Below are 25157 nucleotides of genomic sequence, written 5' to 3'. Positions count from 1 at the left end.
TAAATCATTCATATCTCAGTTTTATTAAAAATTTTCTTGTATTTATACTCAAAATGAGCATAATTATAAAAACCACATTTAAACTTATTACTATGAAATAGGGATATCTATGCCAGCCTCACAAGCCAGTTCAACCCTGACAAAAAACGACATGACTTCTAAAAGAAATATGACCTCTGAAAAAGTAGAGCTTTTTGCTTATGATGCCCCTACTTTGGCTCAAAGCAATCAGCAGTCTACTGTCAATCATATCGATATAGAGTATGCCAAAGCCAAAATACCGGCTGAACTATCACGCAGTGAGCGTAAGCAAGTTGAAGCCAATATCAAGCGTCTGCTAAAAGAGCACAACGCAGTATTGGTAGCTCATTATTATGTTGACCCTTATATTCAAGACTTGGCCTTAGAAACAGGCGGCTGTGTGGGTGATTCGCTAGAAATGGCCCGCTTTGGTAAAGAGCATGAGGCTCAGACCTTAGTGGTAGCTGGAGTGCGCTTCATGGGTGAGTCTGCCAAGATTCTTAGCATGGAAAAAACAGTGTTAATGGCGGACTTAGAAGCAGAATGCTCGCTAGATTTGGGCTGCCCTATTGAGGAGTTTAGCGCCTTTTGTGACCAGCACTCTGATCGCACTGTCGTGGTCTATGCCAATACCAGTGCTGAAGTTAAAGCCCGTGCTGACTGGGTGGTAACTTCTTCTGTGGGACTTGAAATTGTGACTCACTTGCATGAACAAGGCCAAAAAATCATTTGGGGCCCTGACCGTCATTTGGGCAAATACATTCAAAAAGAAACTGGCGCTGATATGCTACTTTGGCAAGGCTCCTGCATCGTCCATAATGAGTTTAAAGCCAAAGAATTACAGCAGCTTAAAGCGGAACATCCTGAAGCAGTGGTATTGGTTCACCCTGAGTCACCAGACAGTGTGGTAGCCCTTGCTGATGTTGTAGGTTCAACCAGTAAACTACTCAGTGCCACACAGGAAATGGATGCCAAAACTTTCATCGTCGGTACTGACCTTGGCATCTTGCACGAAATGCAAAAGCACTCTCCAGATAAGCTATTTTTAGCCGCTCCTACCGCAGGCGAAAGTGCCACTTGTAAGAGCTGTGCTTTTTGCCCTTGGATGGCCATGAACGGTCTAAAAGGCATTGAGCAGTGTTTAGAAACGGGTAGCGGCGAAATTAAGCTAGAGCCAGAATTGGCAGCGGCAGCATTAAAACCGTTACAACGTATGCTCGACTTCGCAGCTGAACAAAAACGCCGTGTCGCAACCAGCGGCGATATTGTTAAAGACCGTTCGCTATTTGCCAACGTTGGTCCTGCTTAATTGTGATTTAAACCTCACAATGAACCTTAACAGCAAATTTTAAAGGCTTTTAGCTATTTACTAAAAGTCCTGCTATCAACCATAAATAAGAGCCTGCCTATGTCAACATCACAAACTGGTGCCACTAGCACAACCTGCTCATTGCCTGATTCACTTGACACTGTCCTTGAAACAGCCAATGAAGCTTCAACGATTCAGCATTGTGATGTATTAATCATTGGCGCGGGTTTGGCAGGTCTGGCCACCGCTTTGTCTTTGCCTCAGCATTTAAAAATAACAGTATTAGCCAAAGAAGGGTTAAATGCCTGTTCAAGTTATTACGCTCAAGGCGGTATTGCTGCCGTTATTGATGCAAAAGATAAAGTGTCAGACCACGTGAGTGATACACTAATAGCAGGCGACGGCTTATGCGATGAACAAGCCACTACCCATATTTTGTCTCAAGGCAGCGAGGCCATACGCTGGTTGTTGGCTCATCAAGTACCTTTTACCACCAATGACCACTCTATACCACCTGCTGATATGAAGACAAATGGGCCCTCTCTTGCAGATCTACATTTGACTCAAGAAGGGGGGCATGGCTGTCGCCGAGTGGCTCATGCCGATGATGCTACTGGCAGACATATTATGACCCGCTTACAACAGCAGGCATTAGAGGCTGACCATATTACAGTTTTGCCCTTTCATCAAGCGTTAAGTCTTATTACGCAAGGCGAGACAGACCGACGTTGTACCGGTGCTCAGGCCATTAATACCCAAACCAATAGCTTAGTTCGCTTTAATAGCAAAGCGGTGGTTCTCGCCAGCGGTGGATTAGGACAATTATTTAGTCGTGCTACGGCCCCTAACGTCTGTGTCGGCGATGGCATTATGATGGCATGGGAAGCCGGTTGCCGCTTGGCCAATCTTGAGTTTATCCAGTTTCATCCAACCGGCTTGGTCTATAACGATCAAAATGGCAGCAGTAATTTCCTGATCTCAGAAGCAGTGCGTGGTGAAGGTGGGCATCTGTTATGTCCGCTGACTCATCAGCGCTTTATGCCAAACTATGATAGCCGTGAAGAGCTGGCACCACGTGATATTGTGGCCCGTGCTATCGCCAGTGAAATTGCTAATAATGGCTTAGGTTATGTTCATTTAGATATTTCGCATAAGCCCGCTGAATTTATCCAGCAGCACTTTCCTGATATTTACGCTCATTGCTTAAGCTTAGGAATAGATATTACCCGTAACCCCATTCCAGTGGCGCCTACTGCTCACTATACTTGTGGCGGGGTTATGGCAAATGGTCATGGTCAAACCGATGTTAAAGGCCTATATGCAGCAGGAGAAGTGGCCAATACTGGGTTACATGGCGCCAATCGCTTGGCCAGTAATTCGCTTTTGGAGTGTGTGGTGGTGGGCCGTGACATAGCTTCTCATCTTGCTAAGCAGTTAGATAATGAGACTAATGACCTAGATTGGCCAGTGCGCAATACGGGTGAGGCCTTATTGGCTCAGTTCAAAGTACCGACTGATTATCTGAATCAACTCAGCTTAGAACCGTTCGCTGAGTCTGAAACCAACTCTACTGAATTGCTTAGCTTTGATTTTGCTCAGCAACTGACTGATTTAAAGCAGTTAATGACCAATAATATGGGTATTAGACGCAATGAGGTCAGTTTAAAGCAAGCATTGCAGCAAGTGCTTAGCCTAAAACAGCAGCTGGCATCCACCCATATTGAAGATTCCGTACCAGATACTAAGCTAGTAAAAAATACTACGTTAAATAAGTTTCGCTTCCAGCGTCTATTAACCTTAGCGTCTTTGTTATTACAGTCAGCATTGGTGCGTACTGAAAGCCGTGGCGGTCATTACAGAGAAGACTATCCAAGTCTAACCGATATGCCCTCAATGAGCGTTGTCTCCGCTTTAGCTGGTCAATCAGCTGGTATTAATAATAGCAACGCTGAAACTGCTTTTATCCCCCATTCTGATACCGACATGGACCTTTCTAGTAGGGTGGCCAAAGCGTCTTAGACTTCATATCGTAATCCTTTTTGCGGTCCTTTTGCCATAGAGACATTGCTCTGTTACTTTAAGATTATGGTCTTTTTCGTTTAAAGCTATTGCCCTCTTTGTTTAGAGACAAAGAGGGCTTTCTCCTTTTTATGGCAAACAACCTTCGACCCTCCCCCTTTCAACCTTCAAGCTATGGTAGAATCGCCATTTGTCAGTTTTGGTGCATATATACGCCATAACTTTTCCAACCTAACGTCCTGTGTGCTCTTATCCATGCAAACACCGCAAAATTTAGACAACCTTATCACCCTGATTTTGGTATTAACCCCTTTGTTTATCGGCTTTGCTTTACCGTTAAATAAGAAATTAATTCACTACTCTGAGAAGATGCTGAGTTATTTGGTTTATATCATTCTCACTCTCATCGGAATAGAGTTGGCTCAAGTCCAAGGGCTGGGTAGCCAAATCAAAGACATCATATTATATGTTGGAGTGTTGTCGGTACTCACTATCGGCTGTGGCCTAGCTGGCTTAATGCTATTTGACCGCTTGATGCCTTGGCGACCCACAGTAAAGAATACCAACACCGAACATAAAGTCAGTATCCGAGGCAGCTTAATCCAAGTGTTTTGTGTGATTTTTGGGTTTTTGATTGGTGGCATATTACCATCGACCATGATGCCCCCAGAGAACACCATGACTGGGCTTTTAATGTTTTTAATTTTGTTGGTAGGCATTGGGCTAAAAGGCTCTGGCATTACTCTGAAAGAAGTTCTGCTTAGCAAGCGTGGCATGCAAACCAGTGTTATCTTCACTTTATCAGTATTGATGGGTGGGGTGATATTTTGGCTATTGTTTGATGAAGTCTCTTTGACTCAAAGCTTAGCTTTGGCTTCAGGCTTTGGCTGGTATTCTTTATCTGCCATCGTCATGACCGATGCCTATGGCGCAGTTTGGGGCAGTATCGCTTTATTTAATGATTTAGTACGCGAGTTTTTTGCGTTGTTGTTTATTCCGCTATTCATGCGTAAATATCCATCGGCTGCTGTGGGTCTGGGCGGTGCAACCAGCTTAGATTTTACCCTACCGGTTATACAACAGTCAGGTGGATTGGGTATCGTACCGTTGGCGATTAGTTTCGGCTTTATCATTAATATTGTGGCGCCAGTATTGATGGTTGTTTTTGCATCTTTCGGCTAATGAGTTTTTGTCGTTGAGATGGGCTTTTACTGCTGAATAATTAAAAATAAGTTTTCTAAAATAAAAAAGGTATGGATTTCTGGTCAATTTTTAGACCACGAAACCATACCTTTTTTAGAATAAAAGTGAAAAAACTAAGACTTTAACTTTCTTCTATAACTGACTTTATTATTAATTGAAATCTTGATTCTTTTTTTCTTAATCATTCTTTTAATCACTCTTTCTACCAACTGTTCGTCCTCAGTACGCAGGTGACTAAGTAAGAAATTCTTTAAAGCTTTTTTCTTAATAGGGCGCTTGTCAGCAGGCTGCTTTTTAAGCAACTTAACCCCTTTATGATACTGCTTTTTAACCTCTTTTTTTGCCGCTTTTTTGGCTGCTTTTTCTTTTTTGTCGTGCTTGTCTTTTTTGTAGTCTTTGTCTTTTTTATCTTTCTTGTGCTCTTTGTCCTTTTTATGCTTCTTATCTTTATTGTGCTTTTTCTCTTTCTTGTCTTTTTTCTCTTCTTTACGTTTCTTATCTTTTTTATCAGATTGCTCTAACTTCTCTTTATTAAGCAATTGTTCTTCCTCTTTGTTACTCATGTCGTCCTCTCCTGACTCTTAGGGTTAAGTCCCTTGTACTACAAACTTCCTTGATAAAATACATCCTAATCACTATTACAATATAGACGCCTTATCAAAGCCTAAAGCAAATTTATAACTTTCATTTTTAGTCTGGATTAGTCTCAATCTCACCAGTTAATAAACCATAAACTCTTTGGTTGAGTCTTAGCTCCTCTTTGTTATCTTCATTTTCAGAAAGCGGTCGAGTAGCACCATAAGTTTCTATCGTAATTCTGTCGGGCTGAATACCATGGTTTAAGATAAGATAGTTTTCAACATACTCTACCCGTTCTTGAGCCAAAGCAGCATTATTAGTGCTCTTTTCATAATTACTGATATGACCTTCAAAAAGTACTTTAGACTCTGGATACTGCTTCATAATATCTGCAACTCTATCTAATTCTATTAAATCTTCTTGAGTTAACTGATTACTTCCAGCTTCATAATAAGCTCTATACTCCATTTTTAAATCTGTTCCTATAGGAGTCGGTGGGCAACCCTCTTTATCAACCACTATATTCCACGGTGTATTTGGGCACTGATCAATAATATCTGGCACCCCATCCCCATCACTGTCTAATTTATTCGGATCGATGGGAGTAGTCACTACAGCTTCTGGAATAGGCGCTGACACTGTCTGACAACCCATTAATCCTAAAACGCTTATGCTCAAAAATGTTGCCGCAATGACTGGTAAAGTTTTCACTTAAAGCCCGCTCGCCTTATTGGTAAAGAAACGCATTAACGGTTTAATTTTGCCCACACGGTACATACCTTCACTGCGCAGCTGCTGCACCGGACGCAGCGCCGCAAAGTCTCCAGCGAATAACCAGTTCATTAGCGAAAAACTGTGCATCATTACACTATTATGAGGGCGACGGGTACGCTCATAACGACGTAATGTGGCAAGTTCACCCCAACATCTGCCACCACTACGCTGATAATCCTCGTTCAATATCTCAACCAAAGCTGAGACATCGAGCATACCCAAATTCAATCCTTGACCCGCCAGCGGATGCACCCCATGCGCCGCATCTCCGACTAACACCAAGTTATCTTTCACATAGTTTTTTGCTTGCTGCGCATTTAGTGGGAAACTAGCAATCGACTCAAGCTGCTCAATATCGCCTAAAGCATACTGGCTGGCAGCCGCCAATTCCCTGCGTAAAGTATCAGCAGTTTCTTCAGAGTCTTCTTCATTCAACTGCAACAGCTCAAGCGCTCTATTACGCGGCAAACTCCAGACCACAGATTGCCAGTGTTGCGGATTGGCTTTGTCTTGTTCGGTGACATCGGCGAGCGGTAGTAACGCCAAAGTTCCAGTGGGCAACATCAACTGGCGAGCAGTGGCTTTATGCGGCTTCTCGGTCTTGATAGCACAGCAAATGGCAGTTTGATTATAGTCTAAAGTATCAAGCCCAATACCGGCCTCACGTCGTACCAATGACCCACGACCATCAGCACCAATTAACAGTTTACCTTGTAGCTTATCGCCATTATCAAGATGAACCTGATAGCCTTGCTGGCTGCCTAACCAATCAAGCATGGTTACTTTATGACCGGCAATTAAGGTCAGATACTCTTTAACATCATCAGCTGCCATCCTTTGATACAAAGCTTGCTCAATCACAAACGGCTCAACCATAGAGCCTAATAATTGTGGCACTCTGTCATCACCGAAATTCAGCTCGCCTCTGCCATCTTGTTGCCAGACCTGCATCTGAGTATAGTCAGCTTTACGTCCCGACTGGGCAATAAGTTGCCAGGCACCGACTTCTTTTAATAACTCAATACTGGCGATACTTAATGCGAAGACGCGGGCATCACGCTGCTGCAGTTTTTGTTGCCACTGAGACTCACTCAGCTCGGGACGGGCATCAATTAAAGTCACTTTCTGCTGTTGCAGTGCTAACTTTAGCGCCAAAGTAACACCGACTATGCCGCCGCCGATAATGAGGGTTTGTGTTGCCGTATTTGTTGCCATAAAGCCGCCCAATGTTTCAATTAAAATCAGTTAAAAGTAAAATCGTTGCTGTCCAAACCTTAAAACTTTAGGACTTCAGACCCATTGCATAGTTAGCCACCAACGGCTTCACATTAGGTAGCTTGTCAAAGGCAATCAGCGCTACGTTACGTGCCAGCTTCATGGCTGGATTGGGATGGGTAAAGCCATGTACTACCGCATCACAGAAGCGAATAACCCGTTTTTGATCTTTTTGACGGGCACGCTCGTAAGCTTGTAGCATTTTGCTATCGCCAATATCTTCTCCGCGTAGCACTTGATTGCCCAGCATTTTTGCCAGTACATGAGCGTCGCGCATACATAAGTTAAAGCCTTGTCCAGCAACAGGGTGTAGCGTGTGAGCAGCATTGCCCATAATCACTACGCGGCCATCCACCTGACGTTCAGCCAGTACTCGGGTTAGCGGATAAGCACCGCGTCGACCGGCTTCAACAAAGGTACCGGCACGCTGACCAAACGCTTTTTGTAACGTCGCCATAAACAATGCATCATCTTCCAAATACTGCTTTTCTTCACCGCTTTTGCAGACCCATACCACAGAACGACGATAGCCGGCTTGCATAAGATCATTACCATCGCCGTCTGCATCAGTTAATGGCAATACCGCCAAAGGTCCGGCTGGACTAAAGCGTTCGATGGCAATATGCTCATGTGGCTTATCAGTCTGTACTACCCCAACAATGGCGGTCTGACCATAATCATAATCTTTAGTACCAATGCCCAACAGGTTACGCACCGTCGAATCTCGACCATCACAAGCGACCAATAGATCGGCAGTTAGAGTCTGCTGCTGGTCACTTTCGGTATCATAAGTGATAGTTACTGAAGTCGTCGACTGCGTCACATCGGTTACGGTCGCCCCATCGACCAAATCGATTAAAGGACTTTGCTGCACTGCCAATAGCAGTTTACGACCTAGCCAAGCATTTTCCATTACCTGGCCAAAAGACTCTACTTTCTCTTCTTCTTTGTTAAGCTGAGCATAACCAAAGCTGCCTTGCTCACTAACTTGAACCGAGTCGATACGACAAGCATGGCTTTGTAGCTCATCCCATAAGTCAATTTCTTGATAAATCTGTACCGTACGTCTCGATAAAGCAGTATTACGGCTGTCTAAGTAGTGGGTTCTTTTGGCATCTTCTTTTGGGCTAAGTTTTGGATATTTATTACGTTCCACGATGGTGATAGCGATGCCTTGAGCGGCCAATAGCAACGCAAAAGACAAGCCCACATGTCCGCCCCCTGCGATAATGACATTTTGTTCAGTAATAGCATTATTAAAGGCAGATGGGCCTTTAGCTATGGGTAATGGGCTTGAGGAAGAAGATGGTTGTTTCTGATTTGGCGTATTAATCGAAGCATTATTTTCGGTTTGATTTGTCATGAGATTACTCTGGTCAACTTTGTTATTTTAATAAAAGCGGTCTATTTATTTTTAGGCTTAAGCAAGCACTATCATTTAGTGCTATCTTATTTAGTATCTTATCATGTTACCTTAATTGTCGGCTTTATTGTCATTGGCTTTAGGTAGTATATTGTTCTATCTCTATCTTACCTTAAACTGTGGTCAGATTTAACTTAACCCTTTAACTCTACTGTAGGATTTTGTTTAGGGCGTGGTTTATAAATAAACACCTAGTTTTTGAAAATCGACAGTTTACAAAAATCGACCAACTGCATGGCCGCTATGGCTTGAATTTCCTTATTAAACAGCCATAATAAATACACTGCTTTAAAACCTACATAACAAAAGGATGCTCACTTGACTGATACCGTCACTAGAAAAATTAACCTAGATTTTTTAACCTCGTCACAGCTGAAAATCTTGGTTGGCGAATACAATAATAACCTTAAGTACATCGAAGAACGCCTTGGCATTCATATCAATCAACGTCAACATAAATTTATTTTGGCCGGTGATTTAACCGCGGTAGAACGTGGCGACTTTATCCTTAATAAGTTAGCTGATGAAGCTCAATCTGAGAAAGACATTGCCCCACAAGAGTTACACCTTATCATTCAAGCCAGTATGTCTCGTGAATTCGATACTTTTGCCACGCCTGCCAAGCTTGAAGAAGACCCTGATTCAGAAGCATTCGAATATGATGCTGAAGCCAATTACGACTCTATTGCGCTAAAGACCCGTAAAGGGAAAATTATCCCACGCGGTGGCAATCAGCAGCGTTATGTACAGCGTATCTTGACCTCAGATGTGTCATTTGGGGTGGGTCCTGCCGGTACGGGTAAAACCTATTTGGCAGTAGCTTGTGCGGTAGATATGTTGGAGCGCAATGAAATCGAACGTATCTTGTTGGTACGTCCTGCGGTAGAAGCTGGCGAAAAGCTGGGCTTTTTACCGGGTGATTTAACCCAAAAAATCGACCCTTACTTACGCCCGTTATATGACGCTTTATATGAAATGCTAGGCTTTGAAAAAGTGGGTAAATTAATCGAAAAGCAGATTATTGAAATTGCTCCTTTGGCTTATATGCGTGGCCGTACGTTGAACAATTCATTCGTTATTTTGGACGAGGCGCAAAACACCACGCCCGAACAAATGAAAATGTTCCTAACCCGTCTAGGCTTTGGTTCACGCGCGGTTATTACCGGTGACGTAACTCAGGTGGATTTACCCCGTGGCCATAAGTCAGGCTTGGCCCAAGCCATTCAAATCTTAGGTAAAATTGAAGAAATTCATGTTACTAAATTTGATTCAAAAGACGTGGTACGCCATCAATTAGTGCAAAAAATCGTTGAAGCGTATGGCGTATGGGATGAAGAACAAGAGGCCATTAAAGAGGCCCGTAAAATAGCCCGCCGAGAAGAGCAAGAACGCAAACAAGCTGAACTAGCTGCAAAATCATAGCTTTTCAAAAATAAGCTAAAAGCTCGAATAGTTAATAAGTCGGATAACTTTATCCGGCTTTTTATTGTTCGCTCTATATGAGTCGGTTCTATACTAAATCATCTTTACCAGAACAAGACTTACCAAATTTCACCCTATCTAATTTTTAAACAGGAACAACAATGCCTGATTCTATTGCCCCTATTATTGACATCAGTACCTCGGAGGCTGTGGCAACTGAGATTGCTGATAAATTCTATTCACTTGAACACATTCAGCAGGTGTTAAACACTAGTCTAAAGTTTATGAGAACCCAGCCTGTAACTTTGCCCTATTTTGAAGAATTAGATATCGAAACTTGGTCACAGAAACCAAAACAATTGGGTGTCTACCTTACCGATAGCGTTGAGGGTCGTGAGCTTAATCTGGAAGCCCGTGATAAAGATTATGCCACCAATATTCTCTCCTACCCAAGCGACTTACCCGCCTTTATTTTAGCTGAGATGCCAGAAATCGCCCTTGGCGAACTGGTTATTTGTCATGAAGTAGTCGAGCAGCAAGCCCGTGATCAGCACAAAACGGTAGCGGACCACGCGACCCATTTACTAGTTCATGGCATTTTGCATTTGTTAGGCTTCGACCATGAGTTGGGGCAGGCGGAGCAAGATGAAATGGAAGGCTTTGAAATTGCTATTCTAGAAAAGTTGGGCATTGCTAACCCTTATATTGCTAAGTAGTTATCGCTAAATAATTATTGCCATTACTCTGTTCTTTTTTAGGATACATATGAAGGGCACTATTTTCTTAAGTAAGCTAAGACTACTTTCTGGCTACATTGTCTTTTTAACTGATATTGTCAAATAGACTTGAAAAAAATAAAGTTATCCGCATATATATAGGTAAGAGAGACACTTAGATGTCACATAATAAACCCTTGATTATGAGGATAATAATATGACTAAATTAGTAACTAGAAACTCACTTTTTGACAGCTTGTTTGATGATATGTCACCTAGCTTCTTAATGCGTCCACTTCATGGTGATGCTCTACCTGCTGCTTCAAAAATTAAGATTGATGTCAGTGAAAAAGACGGCACTTTCTTAGTTAATGCAGAAATTCCAGGCGTGGCCAAAGAAGATATTGATTTATCAATTTCAGGTGATGTGGTGTCAATCAGTGCTGAAATTACTCAAAAAGATGAGCAAAAAGAAGGTAATAAAGTGCTACGCAGTGAGCGCTACTTTGGTTCAGTATCACGCAGCTTCCAGTTACCTGAGAAGATTGATGTCGATAAGGCCGAAGCGTCTTATGAGAACGGCGTATTACAGCTGTCATTACCCAAACTGACTGGCTCTAACAGCAAAAAGTTAGAAATTAAGTAATCCAGTATTAGCATTAATTAACTGATGCTTGATTAGCGAGGGGCACATGAGTAAATCATGTGCCCTTTTTTAATGTATTTTTATTGCCATTTTAAAAATGAGGACACACCATAATGAGATTTTATTACTTATAGAAATATTAACTAGATTTTAGCTTACTCAACACGCTCACCATGTTGACTTAAGTCTAAGCCCATACGTTCCTCTTCATCCCCAACACGCAATCCAATGGTAATATCGATAACTTTGGCAATAATAAAGGTCATAATGGCTGAGTAAATCATGACCGCCACTACCCCTTCTATCTGAGTCACCAATTGCGGAATAAGGTCAATTTGTCTGCCCATAATCATTTCACTGGCAAATACTGCGGTTAGCACAGCGCCTACTATCCCACCGACCGCATGTAAACCAAAAGCATCTAATGCATCATCTGCTTTAAGCAAGCGTTTCAAGCCATTAGTACCCCATAGACAGATTGCACCACCGATTAGGCCCATGATTAAAGCCCCTTTTATATCGACAAAACCGGCTGCAGGGGTAATTACCACCAAGCCTGCTACTGCCCCAGAAACTGCGCCTAAGATAGAGGCTTTGCCATGTAGGATACGCTCGAAAAATAACCAAGATAAAGTCGCTGCTGCTGCGGCAACCTGTGTGGTCATAATCGCATAGGCTGCTGATCCATTTGCTGCCAAAGCTGAGCCACCATTGAACCCAAACCAACCTATCCAAATCAAACTGGCACCAATAACGCTTAATACTAAGTTATGCGGTGCCATCGACTCACGACCGTAGCCGATGCGTTTACCAAGCATATAGGCCAATACCAAACCGGCTACCCCAGAGTTAATATGCACCACAGTACCTCCTGCGAAGTCGAGTGCTCCTTCAGCGAACAACCAACCGGTAGGTGCCCATACCCAATGGGTAATAGGTGCATATACGATCAAGACCCACAGCGCCATAAACACCATCCAAGCGCTGAACTTAATTCGATCTGCCACGGAACCACTGATAATCGCTACCGCAATAATGGCAAAAGTCATTTGGAAAATAGCAAATAAAATCTCAGGGATAGTACCACTTAACGTATCTGTGGTAATGCCCTCTAATAACAGTTTACTCATATCCCCTAGCCATAAACCACCATCGCCAAATGCTAAAGAATATCCCACTATTACCCAAACTACGGTCACCATAGCCGCCGCACTAAAGCTATGTCCCATCGTTGCTAAGACGTTCTTCTTGCGAACCATACCCCCATAGAATAATGCCAAACCTGGAATGGTCATCATTAATACCAATAGGGTTGAAACCAAAATCCAAGCGGTATCACCACTGTCTATCACTGCTGTGGTATCGGCTGCCCAAGCGCTTCCACTACAGGCAAGGGCGGCTAGTAGATATATAATTTTTTTCATCACTATTTCTCAGTCATTAAATTATCAAGTGTTAAAGTAGCTACAATATTCGTATTTAAAAAATTATATTCAAATTTCATGCCAAATAGAGTGCGGGGTAAATCACGTCTATTTTCCCTTTATTCTTCCCCAATCTTTACTAAGTCTCATTTTTATTTGCCCCAAAACTAAGCATTAAATAGAGTAAGAGGATTTAATATCCTCTATTTAAAGAAATCTATTTTTTATTTTCCTTCAATGACACTCAATAAAATTTAATAAAACTATAAAATTGCACCAATATTACTCATAAATAATATTTGCACCAAATTGGAAAGTCATAAGTTTTATTGTAATTTGTGCTACTGCAGGCTACTTATTTGAACTCTTCAATTAGATTTTTTCTCTTGAGCCAATAACGATTAAGAATAAATATAGGTATAGGTGATGAAAACGCGATACTAATTAATTGATCAGCGGAGTGAATGATTAATTGACTACAAAAAAAGACCCTGCCATTGAATGACAGGGTCTTTTTAGATTAAAAACAGTTAAATAAAAACCGACTAAATTTTATTCAAACAGATTGAATAGAATTAGCCTTTAATTCTTTTAACTGATTTTACATTGCAGCCTTTATAAAGGATTTTGCTACTGGCATCTTGAACATTAATGCTAGATTTATGATAGTTATTCAGTTGCATAGCATTACTCATGATGCTGAAGTTGTCTTCATCACCAAATACTGTATCAACATCATCCGAGCGGCCTAAATTAACAGGTAAAAATCTGTTTTTACCACTTAAGTTTGCTTGAGCGTAAGTAGGTAGGTTTTGCTTGTTAAAACCATAAGTTACACTGATTTTATTGTTGCTTTGGCAGCTGTAATTTACTTGTCTAACTTTAGTTGCTGAATCATAGCTGGTTGCCGCATCCATCACTTGATCTGAATATGCCAGCGCTGAACCTGAAGTTAATGCTGCTGATAATACTGCAGCAGAAGACAATAGAGTGGTTAATTTTTTCATAAAAATACCTTGTTTGAGAATTAGAACAATAGAATGGAGGGACAAATATTCCTCCAATAACCAAATGCCAGTCTTTAAATATTTGTTGCCCTAAACATTTGGAATATGTGGATATGATAAAGCCATACTTATTGAGTTGCTGTTAGTTCAGAGTAATGTTAATTGATTATTTTGTTATAACATAACATTTATTGTAAGGGTTTAGCCTTAAAATATCAATACACTGTTGCTGTCTTTTTAATTAGCAAATAAATTTAGCCAAAAACTCTAGTTTTATTAATAACTTAGGTCGATAGCATCTGGCTATTATTTATAAGCCAACTTTCAATCTAGAATAGGCATTATCTCGAGTTTTATTAAGCTAATTTTATTGAACCAATCTCGCTAGCTCAATTAAAAACACTCTGTCCCCTTGGCCAAAAACGCTGTATGCGTACTTGTATAAGTAGAAAAATATAAGCACTTAATCAAACATACGGGTATTAAATCGAAAAGACCTTGCCAAACAAATGGCAAGGTCTTTTCGTGCAAAATGCTTAATCTAAATAAGTTAAATATTAAAAAACTTAAATAACTTAAACAATTGAGCGATATAAGCTATGGTCTAGAAAAGCTTATTTAGGATGAACCATATCAGCAGGGATTACCCACTCATCAAACTGTGCTTCAGTTAATAGTTCAAGCTCTACCGCTACTTGTTTCAAAGTTTTGTTTTCTTTATAAGCGGTTTTAGCAATTTTCGCTGCGTTTTCATAACCCACATGACGGTTTAACGCGGTTACTAGCATTAATGAGTTGTGTAAGAAGTTATCGATTTTTTCTTTCACAGGCTCAATACCTACCGCACAGTTTTCGTTGAAGCTGTTGCAAGCATCGCCTAATAACTTGATAGATTGTAGTAAATTATAAGCGATAACAGGTTTAAATACGTTTAGCTCGAAGTTACCAGAAGCGCCCGCCATACTAATAGTGACATCATTACCCATGACTTGAGCCACAACCATGGTCATCGCTTCTGACTGAGTTGGGTTAACTTTACCTGGCATGATTGAAGAGCCTGGCTCATTCTCAGGAATGGTTAACTCGCCAAGACCACAACGTGGACCAGAGGCCAACCACCGTACGTCGTTTGCGATTTTGTTTAAGCTTGCCGCTAATGTTTTTAATGCGCCTGATGCAAATACTTCAGCATCACGAGCAGCTAAGGCTTCAAATTTGTTTGGAGAGGTAACAAAAGGTAGGCCTGTCAATTCTGATAATTGTTCAGCCGCTTTTACTGCATAATCAGGGTGTGAGTTTAGACCTGTACCTACTGCAGTACCACCTAAAGGCAACTGATACAAGCCTTCTAATGCATTATCGATACGCACTAGCGCATGGTCAAGCTGGCTAACATAGCCACTGAACTCTTGGCCTAAAGTTAGAGGCGTAGCATCTTGTAAATGGGTACGACCAATTTTTACGATGCTGTCGAATTCTTTTGCTTTTTTGTCTAAGGTGTCACGTAGCGCTTTAACTGCAGGAATTAATAGGCTATTGATTTGACGAGCAGCAGCCACACGGATAGCGGTTGGGAAGCTGTCGTTAGTAGATTGAGCATGGTTTACATGGTCATTAGGGTGAACTGGTGAATAAGTACCACGCTCAGAACCTGCGATTTCGTTAGCACGGTTGGCAAGTACTTCGTTCATGTTCATGTTTGACTGAGTGCCAGAACCTGTCTGCCATACTACTAGTGGGAACTGATCAGTAAGACCACCGTTGATTACTTCGTCAGCAGCTTGGATAATTAGGTCACGTTGGCTTTCTTCGATACGGCCCAAGCTAGCGTTGGTGATAGCCGCAGCTTTTTTAACCAATGCCATTGCTTCAATCATTGGACGTGGTAGAGCTTCACCACCAATCTTAAAGTTTTCACGGCTACGCTGAGTTTGAGCACCCCAATAAGCGTCAGCAGGTACTTCCACATTACCCATGGTATCTTTTTCTATACGAGTTGACATGATGTCTCCTGTTTTTTTATATAAAATCTAAAAGAATTTGTTATGGTATTAATGACATTGATTACTCAGCTTACCGATACAGTAGGCCTGAGTGAAATATAGCGTAAATATGATAGCATGACTTGATGTCAAACGCATTGATAGCGGCTGTTTTTTCGACAGCCTTTTCAGTAAGGTGCAAAGCACTTATCCTAACTTTTGACCCCAATCATTTTTGACCTTAATCATTATAAACAAAACTATGACCAATAATCCTTCTCGTCGCGAAATTAATCGTCAACGCCGTTCGCTAACTGAACAGCAACGTCGAATTTCTGGCTCAATGGCCAGCCGTTATCTACCCAAGCTCACCCCTCGCCTGCCCAAAAGGGCTAAAGTGGCTATTTATTTGGATGACTTTGGGGAGCTACCTACTCAGCCCTTATTAAAATGGTGCCAGCGTATGGGCTACAAAGCTTATATGCCAGTGATTAATACCTTAGGTAAAGACAATAAGCATATCCGCTTTGCCCCGATTGAGCATACTAAGCTGATTAATATTCCTAACGTACGCCATCCTTTTGGAATGAAAGAAAGCAAACACCGTCGGCTATTGTCGGCCGATGAGCTTGATTTGATAATCTGTCCGTTAGTAGCCGCTGACGAACAAGGCAATCGGATGGGCATGGGCGGTGGGTTTTATGACACCACAATGGCCAAATCTTATCAATACAGCAGTTCAAAAAACCATCGCAAGCACCCGTTGCGTGTTGGTTGGTGTTATGAGTTTCAGGTGGTAGATCAGTTGCAAACTAAGCCTTGGGATGTACCGCTTAATGCGCTGATAACTCCTGAAAAAATAAGGTGGTTCTCATGAGTAAACCGCATCAATCAGACGACAGCAATACCAATATAGACTCTGTCGAGTCTAAAAACACCGTTAATAGTTCGGAAAGCTCAAGTGCCGATAATGTTGATCGGCATTTGCAAACACTGGAAGCAACTTCAAAGGTTGCCATTCAACGTCAGCTGTCACCTGAAGAGCAGTTATTTACTGAGGAGGAGCTGGCGCGTTTGGTTAATCCTGATAAGCTCAAAGCCTTGATGAATAATGGCGATGATTTTTTGGGTTATTTGACCGGTGAGATTGATAAGTTCGAAAAATAGAGCTTAAACAACCAGACTCCGATTGAAGCTACTTTCAGAGCTTTTAGAAACAAAAAAGCGAGGCAGATAAACTGTCTCGCTTTTTGGTTAAGTCTTAACTGTAAAGCTTGGATTACAGCACCATCGCTGCTATCCAACCAAAGACTAACAGCGGAATATTGTAGTGTAAGAAGGTTGGAATCACACTGTCTTTAATATGATCGTGCTGACCGTCCACATTAAGACCAGACGTTGGACCTAACGTTGAATCAGAAGCAGGCGAACCAGCATCGCCTAACGCTCCAGCCGTACCAATAATGGCCACAGTAGCCAGCGGTGAGAAGCCCATTGACATACATAAGGGCACATAAATCGCCGCAATAATAGGAATGGTTGAGAAAGATGAGCCAATACCCATAGTCACGATTAGACCAATCGCTAACATCACAAAAGCCGCTATTCCTTTATTACCTGCGAATAGATTGGTTGCCCCATCAATTAACGGTGCAATCTGATCAGTCGCCTTCATCACTTCGGCGAAGCCTTGGGCGGTAATCATAATAAAGCCAATCATCGCCATTAACTTAATGCCTTCATTAAATACGCTATCGGCTTCATTCCACTTAACTACGCCTGTGGCCATAAATACCCCAAAGCCAAATAGCGAACCTAGCAGTAATGAATCGGTATAAAGTTGAACCACAAAAGCGGTGACAATCGCCAGTAAGGCAACTAACGTTTTGCCTTTACTGGGCGCATTCGCTGTCGTTGCTGCTTGAGTCAAGGCATCTCCCTGGCCTTGTGGCGCAGTATAGCTGCTGCCTTCATCAGACAGTGAATCAGACAAATTATAGTGCCGAGGCTTACGATAACTGATAAAAATTGCGGTTAATAAACCCACTAGCATCCCCAGTGCAGGAATAGACATGGCCTTCATTACTGAGATATTTTCGACATTCAAACCGGCTTCACCGACGTTCTTCAACATAATCTGTTTAAGGTAAATCTCACCAAATCCATAAGGCACAAACATGTAGGTCGTCACTAAGCCAAAGGTCATCAAACAAGCCAGCAAACGTCTGTCAACCTTAAGACGATTAAACACCATTAATAATGGCGGGATAATCAAGGGAATAAAAGCAATGTGAATGGGAATTAAGTTTTGACTGAAAATACTCATCAGTACCAAGCCAAAAAACAGTGCCCATTTGATAGATCCGGAACCTGCACCTTGCTCACTGTTGATACGATTAATCACTGTATTGGACAAAGATTGCGGCAATCCTGAATGTGCAATGGCCACCGCAAAGGCACCTAGCAAAGCATACGACAGGGCAATTTGTGCCCCATTTTTAATGCCTTCCTGAAAAGCTGCCAATGTGGCATCGACCCCTAAGCCACCTACTAATCCCCCTACCATTGCGCCTATTAATAAGCTGAGCACAACATGGACTCGGGCCAATGATAGTCCTAACATCACTATCACGGCCAACAGTACCGCATTAATCATAATTTGTTCCTTGTATAGACCTGTAGCCTACGCCAGTGGCTTAAGCGTAAATCTATCTTCTATAAAAGTTGGTTTTTGAGTCAATAGCACCTATATCATTAATCATCAGTGACTATTGACATGGGTGAGTATCAAAACGAGATGGCTTTTAAGTTAACTAACCGGTAAAGGTAGCGTTACAAACTCTCTATTCTAACCGATTTTTGTTTGTTAGGTCATTGCTGAAGAATTATGCTGACAAATTAAACTTGCAATTATCATCGGTCATCACCATTTAGTAAGTCATAGCATAAAAAACTTCTAAATAAGAAGGTTTGTGTCACACGATAAGGAAAAAATATGAGTAAATCCGATAAAGATTATGACAGTGATTTCGAGCAGCTGATCGATGACAGCATTGAATATGATGCTGAGTCTACTGAAAATGATGTTGCTGATGACTCTGACATAACTACAGATTTTGAGCCAACGGATGTGGCACTGAGTTCAGATGACGGGTCGCATTCTCTACCGCTACTCGCCTTGCGCGATGTTGTAGTCTATCCTCACATGCAAATCGCTTTGTTTGTGGGCCGTGAACCTTCGGTTAAAGCCATTCAAGAGGCCCAAGAGAACTTCGATGAATTGGTATTGGTTGTGGCTCAAAAAGATTCGCTCAGCGAAGATATCCAGTTAGACAATCTTTATGAGTATGGTACGGTGTGTAGGATTGTCAGCACCATGCCACATGACAGCGATGAGAACTGCATCAAGGTGCTCATAGAAGGTCAGTACCGTGCCAAATTAGACAAAGTAACTGATGCGGGTGATATGTTGCATGGTGAGTTCACGCCGAGTGAAATCAGCTTACCTATGGGCGAATCGCAACAAAAAAACACCATTGAGGCACTACGCAGCTTGTTTGCTAACTATGCTGAAGCGCGCTTGCGTAATAGTCGTGAATTAATTCGAGTCGCTGAACGTATCGATGACTTATTAGAATTGGTATATTTCATTGCCACTCGTGTTTCTATGGATCTTGAAGCGAAGCAGCTTTTGCTCGAAAAAGACGACATTGCGACGCACATCAATACGCTTACTGAGTACCTTGCTAAGCAAAGTGCCGAGCAGTCTATTGAACAAGATATCCAAGAAGCAGTTCGCCGTCAGATGGAAAACAACCAGCGTGAGTACTTCTTAAACGAAAAAATGAAAGCCATTAAAAATGAGCTTTCAGAAATCAGTGATGGCTCTTTTGATGCCGATGATGACATTGAAGAATTAGAAGCCCGTTTAAAAGAAGCGGACTTACCAGAAGATGTACGCAAAAAAGCTGAGCAAGAGTTTAAAAAGCTGAAAATGATGCCACCAGCGTCAAGCGAATCTTCAGTGGTACGTAACTATGTGGAATGGATTTTAGATACGCCTTGGAACAAAACCACTAAGGTATCTATTAAATTAGACAAAGCCGAAGAAGTACTTGATGCTGACCATTACGGCTTAAAAGATGTTAAAGACCGCATCTTAGAGTATTTAGCGGTGCAGTCACGTGTCAAAAAGCTACGTGGCCCTATCTTATGTCTAGTCGGTCCTCCAGGTGTGGGTAAAACCTCATTGGGTGAGTCTATCGCTCGTGCCACCGGTCGTAAGTTTGTACGTATGGCGTTAGGCGGCGTACGTGATGAAGCTGAAATTCGAGGCCATCGTCGTACCTATATCGGGGCGATGCCAGGTAAGATTGTGCAGTCATTGGCCAAAGTTGAGGTGAAAAACCCGCTATTCTTGTTGGATGAAATCGACAAGATGGCACAAGACTTCCGTGGCGATCCTGCTTCAGCCTTGCTTGAAGTATTGGACCCTTCACAAAACGATAAATTCAATGATCATTACTTAGATCTGGACTTAGATTTATCGCAAGTGATGTTTATCTGTACTGCCAACAGTATGGATATTCCACCGGCGCTACTGGACCGTATGGAAGTCATTCGTCTGCCAGGGTATACCGAAGATGAAAAAATCAACATCGCTGAGAAGTACTTGGTTCCTAAAGCCATTAAACAAAATGGCCTAAAAAACGACGAAATCGAAATCGTACCAGAAGCTTTGCATAGTATTGTTCAGCGCTATACTCGTGAAGCAGGGGTGCGTAACCTTGAGCGTGAGGTCAATAAGATTTGCCGTAAAGTGGTTCGCGAATCCATTGATAAATATGGGGTTAAGCCTTCTAAGAAAACCAAGGTTGAGACCGTGGTGGTAGATGCAGATAATATCAGCGACTATCTAGGCGTTCATCAGTATGACTTTGGCTTGGCTGAAGAAGAGCCTGAAGTGGGCCGCGTTACCGGTCTTGCTTGGACCAGTGTCGGTGGTGAGTTGTTGACCATTGAAGCGATTACCATGCCAGGTAAAGGTGAGCTTGTTTACACCGGGTCATTGGGCGATGTGATGAAAGAATCCATCCGAGCGGCGATGAGTGTGGTACGTGCCCGTGGCGAAATGCTGGGTATTGACTACGAGACTGTCAAAGCAAAAGATGTTCACGTTCATATGCCAGAAGGAGCGACACCGAAAGATGGTCCTTCAGCAGGTATTGCCCTGACCACGGCTCTAGTGTCTGCCATGACTGGCATTGCTATTCGTCCAGACATTGCTATGACCGGTGAGGTAACCCTGCGTGGTAAAGTACTTCGTATTGGTGGCCTAAAAGAGAAATTGCTGGCCGCTCATCGTGGTGGAATCAAACATGTGTTGATTCCGGCCTCCAACGAGCGTGATCTGGCAGAGATTCCAGACAATGTAAAACAAGGGTTGACCATTCAACCGGTGTCTAACATTGATGAGGTGTTACAAGTGGCCTTGGTTGAAATGCCAACACCGCTAAAACCTTCTAAAGTAGCTGTGGATACCACTAAATCTACTAAAGCGCTACGCAGTTAATCACTTTTAGAACACTTAGTGTGGTGAATCTTTATTGTTCAAAATGTTATTCAAAAAAAGCCGCTTTCTAGCGGCTTTTTTTATTTCAAAACTTCTTTGATTATATTAACGCTTTCTTACTGTATTTACATTTCATAACGTATTGCAACGTTTTTAGATAAGGTTTTTATTATTGGTGTAGCTATACTTAAAAAGCTGACCCACATCAGTCTAAGTTGGCCTTAACTCTTTATTGTTAATATCTGTTTAATGTTAATTCCAATAATTATCACTATCGATAGCTTTCAATATTAATAATAAAGATTAATCGCGAAATATTAATAGAATAAAATACCAATAAAGAATAAAAAAAAGCCAGAAAGAGACATTCATTTTGACTTTTTAGCTCATTTTAATCTACTCAGGTTTTAATTTTATCGAACCTGTATTTACCAAGATTTATCTTAATAATTTATTTTAATAAAAACATAAACAATAATAGGAGTATTTATGAAAAAGTTATTTACAGCCTCAGCCGTTTTGGCCTCTGCCCTTGCCCTAAGCGCTTGTCAAAGCACCCCAACCAAGGGTGATTTACCAGAAGAAGTACAACCTACATTAGAAGCACAAGTTCAAACTGTAGATGTTAGCCAAGCCCATATTGGCAAAATTTACTTTCGCCCTGTAAGTAATGGCGTTCAAGTATTTGGTAAATTAAATGGTTTAAACCCAGGATCTACCTACGCCATTCATATCCATGAAAATGGCAGCTGTTCAAGCAAAGCTCAAAGCGCGGGTGGTCATTTCAACCCATTTGGCAAACCTCACGGTAACCCAAATAGCCCACAGAGCCATGCCGGTGACTTACCTAACATTACTGCTGATGCCAATGGTGTCGCGAGCGTAAACTTTACTAGAAGAGACATTTCAGCAAACAAACAAGGCGCAAACAGTGTTTATAAGCGTGCGATTGTGCTTCATGCCGGTGCTGATGATTATGTGAGCCAGCCTTCTGGTAACTCGGGTGACCGTGCTGCTTGTGGTGTTATTGACGCTTACTAATTAAAGTTAGAGTTTAAGAGACTTATTATTAGCAATATAATTCATTAGTTATATAATATAGACTCTACTCCAATAAATTTCGCTTTTATTCAACGTCAGTTTCTAATCTTAGGGACTGACGTTTTTTTATGTCTCAACTACTTTAATTCGCTATGAAAGTGTCCGTAATATACACGACAAATAGTGTCGTATAGCATCCATTGCCCTCTATCTAGTTTGGGATAATTTGTTATACTTATCCTATCAAAACACCCGTCATCATTACTCATTTTTAACCAAGTTTAAATCCAGTTCGCAAATTCATTTTCTATTAGTTCCTGATAATTTTCATTAGTCCACCTAAATTGTGATTTAATCTTTATAATGAGCGGCGTTGTTAAATAAAATTAACTTTCAACTAAAAACATCACTTATTCAAATCAATTAACGACAAAATTTTTATAACTTAAATTAGGACATCATTATGGATGACAATAAAGCCAAAGCGTTAAAAGCAGCCTTAGGTCAAATTGAAAAGCAATTTGGTAAAAACACCATCATGCATTTAGGCGACAATTCTGCTGCTCTAGATGTGGATGTGGTTTCCACGGGCTCATTAGGTCTAGACATTGCTTTAGGTATTGGCGGCTTACCAAAAGGTCGCATCGTCGAAATTTATGGCCCTGAAAGCTCAGGTAAAACCACCTTAACCTTACAAGCTATTGCTGAGTGTCAAAAGCAAGGCGGTACCTGTGCCTTTATCGATGCTGAACACGCACTAGATCCTGTTTATGCCCGTAAATTAGGCGTGAATACCGACGATTTACTGGTATCACAGCCTGATAATGGCGAGCAAGCTTTGGAAATTACCGACATGTTGGTTCGCTCAGGCGCGCTAGATATGATCGTTATTGACTCGGTAGCAGCGTTGACCCCGCGTGCTGAAATCGAAGGCGAGATGGGCGACAGCCATATGGGCTTACAAGCGCGTTTGATGAGTCAGGCACTGCGTAAAATCACTGGTAATGCTAAGCGTTCTAACTGTATGGTAATCTTTATTAACCAGATTCGTATGAAGATTGGGGTTATGTTCGGTTCACCAGAGACCACTACCGGTGGTAACGCTCTTAAATTCTATGCATCAGTTCGCCTAGACATCCGCCGTATTGGTGCCGTGAAGAGTGGTGATGAAATTATTGGTAACCAAACCCGTGTTAAAGTTATCAAGAACAAAATGGCCCCTCCTTTCCGCCAAGCGGAGTTCGAAATCACTTATGGCGAAGGTACTAACCATTTAGCGGAAGTTATCGACTTAGGTGTTGAGATTGGTGTGGTCGGTAAGGCAGGCGCTTGGTACAGCTATGGCGATGAAAAAATCGGTCAAGGTAAAGCCAACTCAGTGCTATTTTTAAAGGACAACCCAGCCATTGCCGAAGAAATTGAAGCTAAAATTCGTGCTGAAAAACTGGCTGTTGTACCAGAAAAGGGCGCTGAAAAAGTTGACGTTGAACCTGAATTAGAAGAACCAGAAGCTTAAACCACCAGCGTTTTATTAATGAGTCCTCTAACTGTAGAGCGGCTGTTAACCTAAGGCTTAACTAAGCATTATGGAGATAAAAACCTTAGCTCAAATTGTGGCAGAGAACGCTCAGAAATCGGAGGGTTCTCAACGCCATAAAAAGCCCTCCCCTCCAAAAAGCAAAGCAAATAATCAGCCACGGGCTCAGGCTAGAAAGTCTACCTCTGCCCGGGGCTTTGCTGTGTCTGACGATAACAGTCATGACTCTTATGAGTCTCATGACGCTCATGATTTTGCAACATCGACAGACTCACAGCCTCGCTATGATTCACAATCACAAACAGATTCTAATAAAGAAACCAAAGCCAAAAAACGCAAAAAGAAAAAGACCTTTCATCCGGCATCTCCCTATCAGCCCAAGGTCAAGCACAGTGAGCCGATAAAAGAAGTCGACCCCAATAGCATTAAAAACGTATTGGCCCAAGTAAGACACGAAGCTGAAGACAGTGAACAGCAGAACAAAGTAGTTTCTGACACGGGTTCTGATATGAGCCCCAATATTGAGTCTACTGAAGATACTGCGGCTTCTTTTGACAATCTGCCGAGTGCGCTGAAGGCTTACTTAAAAACGCCTGAACAGCGTCAAGCAGAGAAAGAGGAAATCAAAGCCAACAGTCGTCTCAGATGGCTGGCCTTTTATTATCTGTCCAGACGTGAGCATTCAGCGGGAGAGCTGCGTCAAAAGCTTCTCGACAAAGAGCAAGACCCTGAAAAAATTGAAGAACTACTGCAAGAGTTTGCTGAAAAAGGTTATCAAAGCGATCACCGCACTGCGCTAATGCTTATCCGTGAAGGCATCCGTAAAGGTCGTGGACGACTGCGTATTAAAAATGATTTTTATAAAAGAAAAGTAGAAGTTCCTTCCAACATTGATGAATTGATTGATATGGCGATGCATGACAATGAAGAGTTCGTTGACGTATTGTCTGATAATGATCTGGTGGAAGGCGTGGATTGGTTGCGCTTAGCTGTAGAAGCCCGTGTCAAAAAATACGGTAATGACATTCCTACCGATCAAAAGATAAAGGCGCGTCAGCTTAGATTTTTGCAGTATCGCGGCTTTAAACCTGATATTTGTTTCCAAGCCATTGGCCATAACCTAGACACTTTAGACGATCGCTTTTAGCTCTTAGTTTATGGCTTATGGCTTATGGCTTATGGCTTCGCAGCCTAACCAGCATCGACA

At 41.9% G+C, this 25157-nt stretch carries 20 protein-coding genes; 12 read left to right on the top strand and 8 right to left on the bottom strand.

Features of this window, described 5'->3' with window-relative positions:
• The first annotated feature begins 169 nt into the window (after window positions 1-169).
• The 3 genes from nadA to LK453_RS06795 all read left to right on the top strand — a co-directional run bounded on the left by nadA (window position 170) and on the right by LK453_RS06795 (window position 4531).
• Window positions 170-1330 carry a quinolinate synthase NadA gene (gene nadA, locus LK453_RS06805; RefSeq protein WP_201534642.1) on the top strand — a complete coding sequence of 387 codons (1161 nt, stop codon included), beginning with the start codon at window positions 170-172 and terminating at the stop codon, window positions 1328-1330.
• Between the two features lie 99 nt (window positions 1331-1429).
• Entirely contained in the window at window positions 1430-3349 is a 1920-nt protein-coding gene (gene nadB / locus LK453_RS06800; RefSeq protein WP_201534623.1) for an L-aspartate oxidase, read from the top strand.
• Window positions 3350-3604: 255 nt separating this feature from the next.
• Complete coding sequence (locus LK453_RS06795) at window positions 3605-4531, top strand: LysO family transporter (protein ID WP_201534620.1); 927 nt, start codon at window positions 3605-3607, stop codon at window positions 4529-4531.
• A gap of 134 nt (window positions 4532-4665) precedes the next feature.
• On the opposite strand, the gene LK453_RS06790 is transcribed toward LK453_RS06795, so the two are convergent.
• The 4 genes from LK453_RS06790 to LK453_RS06775 form a co-directional block, all read right to left on the bottom strand.
• Complete coding sequence (locus LK453_RS06790) at window positions 4666-5115, bottom strand: hypothetical protein (RefSeq protein ID WP_201534617.1); 450 nt, start codon at window positions 5113-5115, stop codon at window positions 4666-4668.
• 127 nt (window positions 5116-5242) lie between these two features.
• Complete coding sequence (locus tag LK453_RS06785) at window positions 5243-5842, bottom strand: OmpA family protein (protein WP_201534614.1); 600 nt, start codon at window positions 5840-5842, stop codon at window positions 5243-5245.
• Entirely contained in the window at window positions 5843-7120 is a 1278-nt protein-coding gene (locus tag LK453_RS06780) for an FAD-dependent oxidoreductase (protein ID WP_201534611.1), read from the bottom strand.
• A gap of 67 nt (window positions 7121-7187) precedes the next feature.
• Entirely contained in the window at window positions 7188-8543 is a 1356-nt protein-coding gene (locus LK453_RS06775) for a UbiH/UbiF/VisC/COQ6 family ubiquinone biosynthesis hydroxylase (protein WP_227674395.1), read from the bottom strand.
• Window positions 8544-8921: 378 nt separating this feature from the next.
• On the opposite strand from LK453_RS06775, the gene LK453_RS06770 reads away from it, so the two are divergent.
• The 3 genes from LK453_RS06770 (at window position 8922) to LK453_RS06760 (ending at window position 11387) form a co-directional block, all read left to right on the top strand.
• Window positions 8922-10025 (top strand): PhoH family protein, encoded by a 1104-nt coding sequence (locus tag LK453_RS06770; protein WP_201534608.1) that lies wholly within the window; start codon window positions 8922-8924, stop codon window positions 10023-10025.
• 161 nt (window positions 10026-10186) lie between these two features.
• Window positions 10187-10741, top strand: a complete 555-nt coding sequence (ybeY, locus tag LK453_RS06765) for an rRNA maturation RNase YbeY (RefSeq protein ID WP_201534605.1) — start codon at window positions 10187-10189, stop codon at window positions 10739-10741.
• Window positions 10742-10958: 217 nt separating this feature from the next.
• Entirely contained in the window at window positions 10959-11387 is a 429-nt protein-coding gene (locus tag LK453_RS06760) for an Hsp20/alpha crystallin family protein (protein ID WP_007395654.1), read from the top strand.
• Window positions 11388-11542: 155 nt separating this feature from the next.
• On the opposite strand, the gene LK453_RS06755 is transcribed toward LK453_RS06760, so the two are convergent.
• From LK453_RS06755 to fumC, 3 genes are all read right to left on the bottom strand, one after another.
• The gene (locus LK453_RS06755) at window positions 11543-12811 is read right to left on the bottom strand and encodes an ammonium transporter (protein ID WP_201534585.1); all 1269 of its coding nucleotides are present in this window, start codon (window positions 12809-12811) and stop codon (window positions 11543-11545) included.
• Window positions 12812-13386: 575 nt separating this feature from the next.
• Window positions 13387-13818 (bottom strand): ACP-like domain-containing protein, encoded by a 432-nt coding sequence (locus LK453_RS06750; protein WP_201534582.1) that lies wholly within the window; start codon window positions 13816-13818, stop codon window positions 13387-13389.
• Between the two features lie 614 nt (window positions 13819-14432).
• Entirely contained in the window at window positions 14433-15821 is a 1389-nt protein-coding gene (gene fumC / locus LK453_RS06745) for a class II fumarate hydratase (protein ID WP_201534579.1), read from the bottom strand.
• 241 nt (window positions 15822-16062) lie between these two features.
• On the opposite strand from fumC, the gene LK453_RS06740 reads away from it, so the two are divergent.
• Window positions 16063-16677 (top strand): 5-formyltetrahydrofolate cyclo-ligase, encoded by a 615-nt coding sequence (locus LK453_RS06740; RefSeq protein WP_201534577.1) that lies wholly within the window; start codon window positions 16063-16065, stop codon window positions 16675-16677.
• Complete coding sequence (locus LK453_RS06735) at window positions 16674-16967, top strand: hypothetical protein (RefSeq protein ID WP_201534574.1); 294 nt, start codon at window positions 16674-16676, stop codon at window positions 16965-16967. Before LK453_RS06740 ends, LK453_RS06735 begins: the two co-directional genes overlap by 4 nt.
• A gap of 112 nt (window positions 16968-17079) precedes the next feature.
• Here the strand turns inward: LK453_RS06735 and LK453_RS06730 are convergent, their stop codons facing one another.
• Entirely contained in the window at window positions 17080-18456 is a 1377-nt protein-coding gene (locus LK453_RS06730) for a Na+/H+ antiporter family protein (protein WP_201534572.1), read from the bottom strand.
• Window positions 18457-18795: 339 nt separating this feature from the next.
• Between LK453_RS06730 and lon the strand changes: the two genes are divergently transcribed.
• The 4 genes from lon to LK453_RS06710 all read left to right on the top strand — a co-directional run bounded on the left by lon (window position 18796) and on the right by LK453_RS06710 (window position 25097).
• The gene (gene lon / locus LK453_RS06725; RefSeq protein WP_227674394.1) at window positions 18796-21372 is read left to right on the top strand and encodes an endopeptidase La; all 2577 of its coding nucleotides are present in this window, start codon (window positions 18796-18798) and stop codon (window positions 21370-21372) included.
• 489 nt (window positions 21373-21861) lie between these two features.
• Window positions 21862-22413: a superoxide dismutase family protein gene (locus LK453_RS06720; RefSeq protein WP_201529922.1), complete on the top strand. Its 552-nt coding sequence runs from the start codon at window positions 21862-21864 to the stop codon at window positions 22411-22413.
• Between the two features lie 463 nt (window positions 22414-22876).
• Window positions 22877-23929 carry a recombinase RecA gene (gene recA, locus LK453_RS06715; RefSeq protein WP_201529920.1) on the top strand — a complete coding sequence of 351 codons (1053 nt, stop codon included), beginning with the start codon at window positions 22877-22879 and terminating at the stop codon, window positions 23927-23929.
• A gap of 70 nt (window positions 23930-23999) precedes the next feature.
• Window positions 24000-25097, top strand: a complete 1098-nt coding sequence (locus LK453_RS06710) for a regulatory protein RecX (RefSeq protein WP_201534569.1) — start codon at window positions 24000-24002, stop codon at window positions 25095-25097.
• The last annotated feature ends 60 nt before the right edge of the window (window positions 25098-25157 follow it).

The sequence above is a fragment of the Psychrobacter sanguinis genome (genome assembly GCF_020736705.1).
Lineage (GTDB): Bacteria > Pseudomonadota > Gammaproteobacteria > Pseudomonadales > Moraxellaceae > Psychrobacter > Psychrobacter sanguinis.
Note: the sequence above shows the minus strand (reverse complement) of the source record. Positions and strands in the feature narration are given on the sequence as shown.